Annotated in this window: 9 protein-coding genes; 5 read left to right on the top strand and 4 right to left on the bottom strand. The window is 69.0% G+C overall.

The genetic code is table 11. The annotated features are described in order from the left end of the window. Nucleotides 1-507 precede the first annotated feature (507 nt). On the top strand, nucleotides 508-2,607 hold the full coding sequence (locus EKL94_RS15425) for a glycosyl hydrolase family 18 protein (RefSeq protein WP_126929749.1): 2,100 nt from the start codon (nucleotides 508-510) through the stop codon (nucleotides 2,605-2,607). A 121-nt stretch (nucleotides 2,608-2,728) separates the two neighbouring features. Here the strand turns inward: EKL94_RS15425 and EKL94_RS15420 are convergent, their stop codons facing one another. Further along, on the bottom strand, nucleotides 2,729-3,514 hold the full coding sequence (locus EKL94_RS15420) for a thioredoxin fold domain-containing protein (RefSeq protein ID WP_126929748.1): 786 nt from the start codon (nucleotides 3,512-3,514) through the stop codon (nucleotides 2,729-2,731). 100 nt (nucleotides 3,515-3,614) lie between these two features. Further along, nucleotides 3,615-4,592, bottom strand: coding sequence for a site-specific tyrosine recombinase XerD (gene xerD / locus EKL94_RS15415; protein ID WP_126929747.1), 978 nt, complete (start codon nucleotides 4,590-4,592; stop codon nucleotides 3,615-3,617). Nucleotides 4,593-4,648: 56 nt separating this feature from the next. Between xerD and EKL94_RS15410 the strand changes: the two genes are divergently transcribed. Beyond that, nucleotides 4,649-5,140, top strand: coding sequence for an RDD family protein (locus tag EKL94_RS15410; RefSeq protein ID WP_126929746.1), 492 nt, complete (start codon nucleotides 4,649-4,651; stop codon nucleotides 5,138-5,140). Nucleotides 5,141-5,221: 81 nt separating this feature from the next. Here EKL94_RS15410 and lptG read toward each other — a convergent pair whose 3' ends face one another. Continuing rightward, entirely contained in the window at nucleotides 5,222-6,328 is a 1,107-nt protein-coding gene (lptG, locus tag EKL94_RS15405; protein WP_126929745.1) for an LPS export ABC transporter permease LptG, read from the bottom strand. Then, complete coding sequence (gene lptF, locus EKL94_RS15400; RefSeq protein ID WP_032128008.1) at nucleotides 6,325-7,407, bottom strand: LPS export ABC transporter permease LptF; 1,083 nt, start codon at nucleotides 7,405-7,407, stop codon at nucleotides 6,325-6,327. Before lptF ends, lptG begins: the two co-directional genes overlap by 4 nt. A gap of 104 nt (nucleotides 7,408-7,511) precedes the next feature. Between lptF and EKL94_RS15395 the strand changes: the two genes are divergently transcribed. The 3 genes from EKL94_RS15395 to EKL94_RS15385 all read left to right on the top strand — a co-directional run bounded on the left by EKL94_RS15395 (nucleotide 7,512) and on the right by EKL94_RS15385 (nucleotide 9,709). Further along, nucleotides 7,512-8,990 (top strand): leucyl aminopeptidase, encoded by a 1,479-nt coding sequence (locus tag EKL94_RS15395; protein WP_126929744.1) that lies wholly within the window; start codon nucleotides 7,512-7,514, stop codon nucleotides 8,988-8,990. 82 nt (nucleotides 8,991-9,072) lie between these two features. Then, nucleotides 9,073-9,498: a DNA polymerase III subunit chi gene (locus EKL94_RS15390; RefSeq protein ID WP_005415211.1), complete on the top strand. Its 426-nt coding sequence runs from the start codon at nucleotides 9,073-9,075 to the stop codon at nucleotides 9,496-9,498. Between the two features lie 19 nt (nucleotides 9,499-9,517). Further along, nucleotides 9,518-9,709, top strand: a complete 192-nt coding sequence (locus EKL94_RS15385; RefSeq protein WP_126929743.1) for a YqaE/Pmp3 family membrane protein — start codon at nucleotides 9,518-9,520, stop codon at nucleotides 9,707-9,709. Nucleotides 9,710-9,736: the final 27 nt, after the last annotated feature.

Raw genomic sequence — 9,736 nt, 5'->3', positions numbered from 1 at the left:
TGGTGCTGGGGCTGCGCGCAGGGGGGCCGTGGCCGGGGCGGGGGGGGGGGGTGGGGAGGGGGCGTGACCGGCGGTGGCCAGGGTGGCACGCGGGGTGGCAGGGCAAGACGCCTCAGCCTTGCCTTGCTCTTGTGAGCAGGAATGAGCGAACGAGCAAGCGGCGACCGAGCTTACATGGACGTACTTGCAGCGCCCCCTGCGCCGCCCACCCGCCCGGCCAACCCCAGAAATCTGCTTTTCGCGGAAAACCCCAGCCACGAGGGGCTCCGCCGATGGCCGCCGACCGCGCGCCAGCGCGCGCTCCGCCCTAATCCCCGAACCATGCACTTGCTCACGGATTGACCACGCGATTGATGACAACGTTGTCCCTACCTGGTGCCGGACTCTCTCCCCGGCCTCCCAGGTGCCTCCGTCCGGCCCCACCCGTCGCCTTCCCGGGCGATGCCCGGACCTGCGTCACGCGCGGCGCCATCGGGGCCCGCGCGCCCTTTGATCGGAGACTTACCCATGTACGACCCGATTGTGCGCAGTGCCGAACGTTCGACCCAAAGCTGTCGTCCCCGCCGCCTGGCCTGGCTGCTTGCCCTGGCCGCCGGTACCGCCGCCCTGCCCGGCCTGGCGCAGGCCGCCAGCTGTGCCGGCGTGGCCCAGTGGGACCAGGCCAAGATCTACCGGGCCGGCGATACCCTGCAGAAAGGAGGCGTCCTCTATCGGGCGAACCAGGACATCTGGAACGCGCCGCCGGACCATCCGGCCGGTGCGCCCTACTACACCAACCTCGGCGCCTGTGATGGCAGCGGCGCCAACCAGCCGCCGGTGGTCAGCCTGACCTCGCCGGCCAATGGCGCCACCTTCAGTGCCGGCAGCACGGTCAACGTGACCGCCAACGCCAGTGATCCGGATGGCAGCGTCGCCAAGGTCGAATTCTTCCGCGATGGCAGCACGCTGGGCGTGGCCACCAGTGCGCCGTATGCGGCCAGCTGGGCCAATGCCAGCGCCGGCAGCCACACCCTGCGCGCGGTAGCCACCGACAACAACAACGCTACCAGCAGCACCGCGACCATCACCATCACCGTCAACGCCGCCGGCGGCGATACCACCGCACCGAGCGTGCCGGGCGGACTGGCGGTCGGCACCCGCACCGCCAACAGCATCGCGCTCAGCTGGAGCCCATCCACCGACAACACCGGGGGCAGCGGCGTGGCAGGCTACGACGTGTACCGCAACGGCAGTCTGGTCGGCTCGCCGTCCAGTGCCAGCTACGTCGATGGCGGCCTGACCGCGTCGACCACCTACCGCTACCGCGTACGTGCCCGCGACAACGCCGGCAATGCGTCGGCCCAGGGCACCGAGATCAGCGCCACCACGCTGGCCGGCGACGGCGGCACCACCGGCAAGCGGGTCATCGGTTACTTCACCCAGTGGGGCATCTACGGCCGCAACTACCGGGTCAAGAACATCGACAGCAGTGGCTCGGCCGCGCGCCTGACCCACATCAACTACGCGTTCGGCAACGTTCGCAACAATCGCTGCGAAGTGGGCATCACCCAGCCGTCGGATCCGAACAGCGGCGCCGGTGGCGATGCCTTCGCCGATTACACCAAGGCCTTCAGTGCCGCCGAAAGTGTCAGCGGCAGCGCCGATACCTGGGACCAGCCGCTGCGCGGCAACTGGAACCAGCTCAAGCAGCTCAAGGCCAAGTACCCGGGCATGAAGGTGCTGATCTCGCTGGGCGGCTGGACCTGGTCGCGTGGCTTCTCCAGCGCGGCGCGCCCGGAGAACCGCCAGGCCTTCGTCGCCTCGTGCATCGACGCCTACATCAAGGGCAACCTGCCGGTGACCGACGGTGCCGGTGGTGCCGGTGCCGCGCTGGGTGTGTTCGACGGCATCGACGTCGACTGGGAATACCCGGTGGCCTGCGGCATCGAATGCGGCAAGCCGGAGGACAACGCCAACTTCACCGCGCTGATGGCCGAGTTCCGCCGCCAGCTCGATGCGGTGCGTCCGGGCCTGTTGCTGACGGTGGCGGTGGGTGCCGGCATCGACAAGATCCGCGTCACCGATCCGGCCGCGTACCACCCGTACCTGGACTACATCAACGTGATGACCTACGACTTCCACGGCGCGTGGGATGCGAAGACCAATCACCAGTCGGCGCTGTTCGATTCGCCCAATGATCCGTCCACCGGCGACCAGAAGCTGTACAACAGCAACGACGCCATCGAGGCCTTCATCAGCCGAGGCGTGCCCGCGGCCAAGCTCAACCTGGGCATCGGCTACTACGGGCGTGGCTGGACCGGTGTGGCCAACGCCAACAACGGCCTGTACCAGACCGCGACCGGCGCCGCGCCGGGTACCTACGAGGCCGGCATCGAAGACTGGAAGGTGCTGAAGAATCTGGCGTGGCCGGGCTACACCGACAACACCGCAGGTGCCACCTGGATCTACAACGGCAGCACGCTGTGGAGCTTCGACACCCCGGCCAACATCACCCGCAAGATGGGTTATGTGAAGACCCAGGGCCTGGGCGGCGCGTTCGTCTGGGAGTTCAGTGGTGACGATGCACAGGGCACGCTGACCAAGGCGGTCAGTGATGGCCTGAAGTAAGAAAAAAGCCGGGGATGCGACACGCATCCCCGGCTTCCCACCTGTAGAGCCGAGCCCATGCTCGGCTGATGTTTCGACAGCCGAGCATGGGCTCGGCTCTACAGGAAAAGGTCGGCGTCGATCAGCGCTTGGCCGACAGTTTTTCCAGCGCCGCACGCAGCTGCGCCGGCGGCAGGTAACCACCCAGCTGGGTGCCGTCCGGCGCGAAGATCGCCGGCGTGCCGTTCACACCCAGCTGCTGGCCCAGCGCGTACTGCATCGCCACCGGGTTGGTGCAGTTCTTGGCCGGCACATTGCCACCGCGCTTGGCGTTGGTCAGGGCCTGGCGGCGATCCGCTGCACACCAGACCGAGATCATGTCGGTGTAGTCCTTGCTGCCCAGGCCCATGCGCGGAAACGCCAGGTACTCGACGGTGATGCCGTTGCGGTTGAGCTCGGCGATGTCCTGGTGCAGCTTGCGGCAGTAGCCGCACTCGATGTCGGTGAACACGCTGATGGTGTACTTGGCATTCGGCGCGGCGAACACGATGCGGTCGCCATGGTTGGCCTTGGCCAGCAGATCGCGACGGTAGCCGAGCAGGCCTTCGCTGTTGGCCGGGCCCTTGGCACGCGTGTCGTACGGCTGCGACTGGAACAGGTAGCGACCGTCATCGGACACGTACAGCAGCTGGCCGGAAACGACGACCTCGCGGAAGCCGGGGAACGGCGCGGGGCCGATGTAGTCCACCTGGAAACCGGGGTTCAGCGCGGTCAGCGCGGCGCGTACCGCCTGGTCGGCGGGCGCATTCGCGGCCGGGCTGGCCTTGGCCGCAGCGGCGGCGGGTGCCTTGGCGGCCGGCGGAGCCGGCTGGGCACAGGCGGTCAGGCTGAGCGCACCGAACACGGCGGCGATGGCAAATCGGAGCATGGAGCGGTCCGCGACAGAAGAAGACCCCGGATTCTGACACAGCCGCCGCGACCAGGCCGCGACACCGCCCGCCGCTTGAGGCCGGGGTTCAGGCCTCTGCTCAGCCGCGCGGATGGTGGCGCGCGTGCAGCTTCTGCAGGTGTTCGCGGGCCACCAGGGTGTAGATCTGGGTGGTCGACAGCGAGCTGTGGCCGAGCAGCATCTGCAGCGCGCGCAGGTCGGCACCGCGGTTGAGCAGATGCGTGGCGAAGCTGTGGCGCAGGCCATGCGGGCTGATCCGCACCGGGTCGATGCCGGCCACCTGCGCGTGGCGCTTGACCAGGTGCCAGAACGCCTGGCGGGTCAGCGCATGCAGCGCCGGCTCGACAAACAATGGGGTCTGCCCATCGGCCAGCGCCTGCACCTTGCCCTTGCCGACCAGCAGCGGGCGCGACGCCTGCAGATAGCGCTCCAGCCAGTGCTGCGACTCCTCACCCAGCGGCACCAGCCGTTCCTTGCTGCCCTTGCCGGTCACCCGCAATACGCCCTGGCGCAGGTTCACCGCGGTGGCCGGCAGCAGCACCAGTTCGCTCACGCGCAGGCCGGCGGCATACATCAGTTCCAGCATGGCGCGGTCGCGCAGGCCCAGCGGGCTGTCGATATCCGGCGCTGCCAGCAGCGCGTCGATCTGGCTTTCGGCCAGCGCCTTGGGCAGCAAGCGTGGCAGCTTGGGCGGATCCAGCAGCGCACTGGGGTCCTCGCTGCGTTCACCGCGGCGCACGCCATCGGCGAAGAACGCCCGCAGCGCCGACAGCAACCGCGCATTGCTGCGCGGCGACCAGCCATGACGGGTGCGCCAGGCCAGGTAGTCGAACAACCCCGGGCGCTCGACGCCGGCCAGGCCACCGTCGCGCCCATCCATCCAGCGCGCCAGCCCTTCCAGGTCGCGCCGGTAGCTGTCGAGGGTGGCGCGGGCCAGACCGTTCTCGGCCCAGATCGCATCGAGGAAGCGCTGGATGCGCATGCTGTCGTCGGCGCGCAGCTCGGGCAGTTGCTGGACCAGCTGGCGGCGGTCGGCGGGGGTGGAAACAAGGGCCATGCGTGCAGGATACGAGGGCCACTGCGGGCACGGCCAGCTTTGCGTATGCTCGGCGCATGTCCCGCCCTGCCACCGACACGGCCCCTGCGGCCGCCAGCGAACTGCCCCACCCTCGCGCACTGCTGCTGTGGCGCCTGCTGGCAATGCTCTACGACGCGTTGCCGGTACTGGCGCTGTGGATGCTCGCCGGCGCACTGTTCACCCTCGCCTACACCATCAGCGGCCACGCGCAACGCGAGAACATCGCGCCGTTCAGTGCCTGGCAGTGGCTGCTGTGGGCGGTGTGCTGGGCGATCACGGGGTGGTACGCGACGGCAAGCTGGCGCCGCGGCGGGCAGACGCTGGGCATGCGGCCGTGGCGGCTGAAACTGCACTCAGGGGATGGCGCGCCGCTGCGACGCAGCCAGCTGTGGCTGCGTTTCGCCGTGGGCACGCTGTCGCTGCTGCTGGGTGGGCTGGGGTTCTGGTGGGCGTGGGTCGATCGCGAACGCCTGACCTGGCACGACCGTGCCAGCGGCACCCGCCTGGTGCGCATGCCGAAACGGTGATCCGCGCTCTGTCGCGTCGAGCCATGCTCGACTCACGGGCGCAGTGCGGAAACAGCCGGGCCAGGCCCGGCTCCATGGGGGTCAGCCCGACTTGCGCCGGAACAGCAGTCCTGACACCGCCAGCATCACGATCGGCGGCAGCGCATAGGCAATGCGGTAATCGAACTTCAACGCGCCGGCCATGCGCCCGAAGAACAGCTGCAGCAGCCAGAAGCCCAGCGCGAACAGGATGCCCAGGAACAGGCGCTTGCCCATGCCGCCGCTGCGCAGCGAACCGAACGCGAACGGCACCGCCGCCAGGCACAGCGCCAGCACGTTCAACGGATAGAACCAGCGACTCCAGTACACGTCCTCGAAGTCACGCGCATCCAGCCCGTTGCGCTGCCGGTAGGTGATGCTGGTGCTCAGTTCCGCGAGGCTGAGGTTGCGCGGCTTGGCGATGCCGGTCGCCAATGCGGCCGCATCCAGCTTCGAATTCCACGGCTCACGCGCGATTTCCTGGCGGGTCGCCGAGCGCTCGCCGAAGGTATCGCGACGTACCCCGGTCAGCACCCAGCCATCCTTGTCGTGCTCGGCGGTGTCGGCATGGGTCAACGAGGCGATGCCCCCGTTCTCGGCGATGCGGTACAGGCGTACGTCGCGCAGGATCAGGCGCGTGCCCTTGTCGCCGACCAGCTGCTCCTCGCCGCTCTGCGCGTTGAGGAAGGTATCGCCCTCGCGTGCCCACAGGCCCGAGTAGCGGCTGGTAGCGATATCCCGCCCCCACTTGGCGCTGGACTTCAACGCATCGGCGCGGTCCTGACCCCAGGGGCCCAGGGTCTCGGCGCTGAGCACCATCACCGCGGTCAGCAGCGACAGCGCGATCGCCACCGAAACGCTCAGGCGCTTGCGCGACAGGCCCAGCGCACGCAGCGCGGTCAGCTCCGAGGTCGCCGCCAGCTGGCCCAGGCCCATCAGTGCACCGATCACCGCGGCGGTGGGGAACATGGTGTAGGCACGGCGTGGCACCGTGTACAGCACCCATGCGGCGGCATGGCCCAGCGTGTAGCCGTTCTTGCCGATGTCCTTGAACTCGCCGGAGAACGCCATCACTACGTCCAGGCCGACCAGTACGGCCCAGGTCAGCAGCACCGTGGTGAACACCGACCGGCCCAGGTACAGGTCGAAACGCATCGGGCGCAGCCTCATGCGCGGGCTCCCTTCGGGCGGCCCAGGCGGCCATCACGTGCATACATCCAGATTGCCAGCGCCAGCAACGGCAGGGTCAACCACCACAGCCCAAGCGCAGGGGGGATCTTGCCGTTGGCGATCCAGCCGCTGCCGATGAACATCAGGTTGGTGCCGACCATGTAGGCCATCAGCGCCAGCATCATGCGGCCGTAGCGCTGCTGGCGCGGCGAGCTGCGGCCCAGCGGCACGGTCAGCAGGGCGAACGCCAGCGCGATCAGCGGCGGCGCCAGGCGGCGGTGCAGCTGCGCCTGCGCCTGCGGACGCTCATCGCCGATCAGCTGCAGGGTCGGCATCAGTTCCGGGTCATCCTCGGTGCGGGTCTGCGCACCATCGGGCAGGGCCACGTCATTGCGGGCGAAGGTCGCCAGGCGGTAGTCCAGCCCACCGGCCACCGGCCCTTCCACCTGGTGGCCGTCATCCAGCTCCAGGAAGCGCTGGCGGGTACCCTCGAAGAACATGCGGCCACCATTGGCCGACACCACCTCCAGGCGGTCATCCTTCTGCCGCTGCAGGAACACCTTGCCCAGCTGGGTGCCATCGGGCGAGATCGAGGACAGGTAGACCACGCCGCCATTGGGCAGCGGGGTGAAGCGGCCCGGCTCCAGGCCGGCCATCAGCACGCTGCGGTTGGCCTCGATGATCATCTGCTCGGCCACCCGGCCGGCCCACGGGCCCAGCCACAGCGAGCAGGCGCCCACCAGGGCCACCACCGGCACCACCAGCATCAGCAGTGGCCGCAGCAGCCGTTTGGGGCCGACACCAATGGCGGTGATCACCGCCATTTCCGAGTCGCGGTACAGGCGGGCGATGGCCAGCAGCAGGCCCAGCATCAGCGCCAGCGGCAGGATCAGCGGCAGGTAGGCGATGAACTGCAGGCCCAGCTGCGAGAACAGCAGCTTGGCCGGCAGGCGCCCGTCGGCGATGTTGCCGAGGATGTCCACCAGCACGCCGCCCACGCTGACCACCAGCAGGACGATCAGGGTAGCCAGGAAACTCTGGACGAAATCGCCCAGCAGGTATCGGTCGAGCTTCAGCATGGGGCGGTGGTTTAAACTCTGGGGTTCGTTCGCGGTGCCGCCCAGTCTACTGTCTGGGCGTAAACGGCCTGCGATTGTACGGACTCGCCAATGGAATCTGCTCAATGGCCCTCGAATTCACCCTGAACCACGTTGCTCCGGCCGCCGCCACCGTTGATTGCCTGGTGGTTGGCGCGTATGCCGACCATACCCTGACCCCGGCCGCACAGGCCCTGGACGCCGCCAGCGGTGGCCGCCTGGCCGCCCTGGCCCAGCGCGGCGACCTGTCCGGCAAGACCGGCGCCACCACCCTGCTGCATGACCTGCCGGGCGTGACCGCCCCGCGCGTGCTGGTGGTCGGCCTGGGCGAAGTCGCCCGTTTCGGCGTGCCGCAGTACCTGAAGGCCGTCGGCGACGCCGTGCGCGCGCTGAAGGCCGGCGCTGCCCGCAGCGCACTGTTCACCCTGTCCGAAGTGGCGGTGAAGGACCGCGACGCAGCCTGGGCTATCCGCCAGGCGGTGATCGCCGCCGATCACGCCGCGTACCGCTACACCGCCACCCTGGGCAAGAAGAAGGCCGACGACGCCGGCCTGGCCCAGCTGGCCATCGCCGGTGACGACGCGCAGGCCCTGGCCCAGGGCCAGGCCATCGCCGCCGGTGTCGAGTTCGCCCGCGAGCTGGGCAACCTGCCGCCGAACTACTGCACCCCGGCCTACCTGGCCGAAGTGGGCGTGAAGTTCGCCGGCGAACACGACGGTGCCGAGGCCGAGATCCTCGACGAGGCCCAGATGGAAGCGCTGGGCATGGGCTCGCTGCTGGCCGTGGCCCGCGGTTCGGCCAACCGCCCGCGCCTCGTCGTGCTGAAGTGGACCGGCGCCGGCGACGCCAAGCCGTACGTGCTGGTCGGCAAGGGCATCACCTTCGATACCGGTGGCGTCAACCTGAAGACCCAGGGCGGCATCGAAGAGATGAAGTACGACATGTGCGGTGGCGCCAACGTCATCGGCACCTTCGTCGCCGCGGTCAAGGCCAAGCTGCCGCTGAACCTGGTGGTGGTGGTGCCGGCGGTGGAAAACGCCATCGACGGCAACGCCTACCGCCCGTCCGACGTGATCACCTCAATGTCGGGCAAGACCATCGAAGTCGGCAACACCGACGCCGAAGGCCGCCTGATCCTGTGCGATGCGCTGACCTACGCGCAGCGCTTCGAGCCGGCCGCGCTGGTCGACGTCGCCACCCTGACCGGTGCCTGCATGGTCGCCCTCGGCCACCAGACCGCCGGCCTGATGAGCAAGCACGACGACCTGGCCAACGAGCTGCTGGCCGCCGGCGAGCACGTGTTCGACCGCGCCTGGCGCCTGCCGCTGTGGGACGAGTACCAGCCGATGCTGGATTCGACCTTCGCCGACGTCTACAACATCGGCGGCCGCTGGGCCGGCGCGATCACCGCGGGCTGCTTCCTGTCGCGCTTCGCCGAAGGCCAGCGCTGGGCCCACCTGGACATCGCCGGCGTGGCCAGCGATGAAGGCAAGCGTGGCATGGCCACCGGCCGCCCGGTCGGCCTGCTGAGCCAGTGGCTGCTGGACCAGGCCGCCCGCGCCTGATGCCGTACCCGACCCTGGCCGGCGCCTGTCGGCCGGGGCCTCGCCCGGCACCGCCGGAACCCTGCCTGACCCGGACCCTGCCATGCCCCGCGCCGACTTCTACCTGATCGCCAAGCCCCGCTTCCTGACCGAGCCGTTGCGCCTGGTCTGCGAGCTGGCGCGCAAGGCCAACGACGCCGGGCTGTTCACCCTGGTGCTGGCCCGCGACCAGGCCCAGGCCGAGGAGCTGGACGAGCTGCTGTGGGCGTTCGACAACGATGCCTACATCCCGCACCAGATCGCCGGCGAGGACATGGACGAGGAAGAAGCCCTGGTGCTGATCGCCGTGCCCGGCACCGAGGCACCGGCGCGTCCGCTTGTGATCAACCTGCGCGACGAACCCTGGCTCGGCCAGTGCGAACGCGTGCTGGAAGTGGTACCGGCCGACCCGGAAGCGCGCGAACCGCTGCGCGAACGCTGGCGCCAGTACAAGGCCGCCGGTTACGACCTGAACAAGCACGACATGTAAGTCCCGCGAGGACCCCTTGATGCGCCTGCTGATCGCCCTGATTCTTCCCTGGCTGTCCTTCTTCACCATCGGCCGACCGTTTGCCGGCATCGTCTGCCTGATCCTGCAGATCACCCTGATCGGCTGGCTGCCCGCCGCCATCTGGGCCGCCTATGCGGTCAGCCAGTACCACACCGACCAGAAGATCCGGCGCGCCCTCGGGTCGCGCTGATCTCCCTTCCGCCTTGATTACCGGTTC

The sequence above is a fragment of the Stenotrophomonas maltophilia genome, from assembly GCF_003970865.1.
In the GTDB taxonomy this organism is placed as follows: domain Bacteria; phylum Pseudomonadota; class Gammaproteobacteria; order Xanthomonadales; family Xanthomonadaceae; genus Stenotrophomonas; species Stenotrophomonas maltophilia_AR.
Note: the sequence above shows the minus strand (reverse complement) of the source record. Positions and strands in the feature narration are given on the sequence as shown.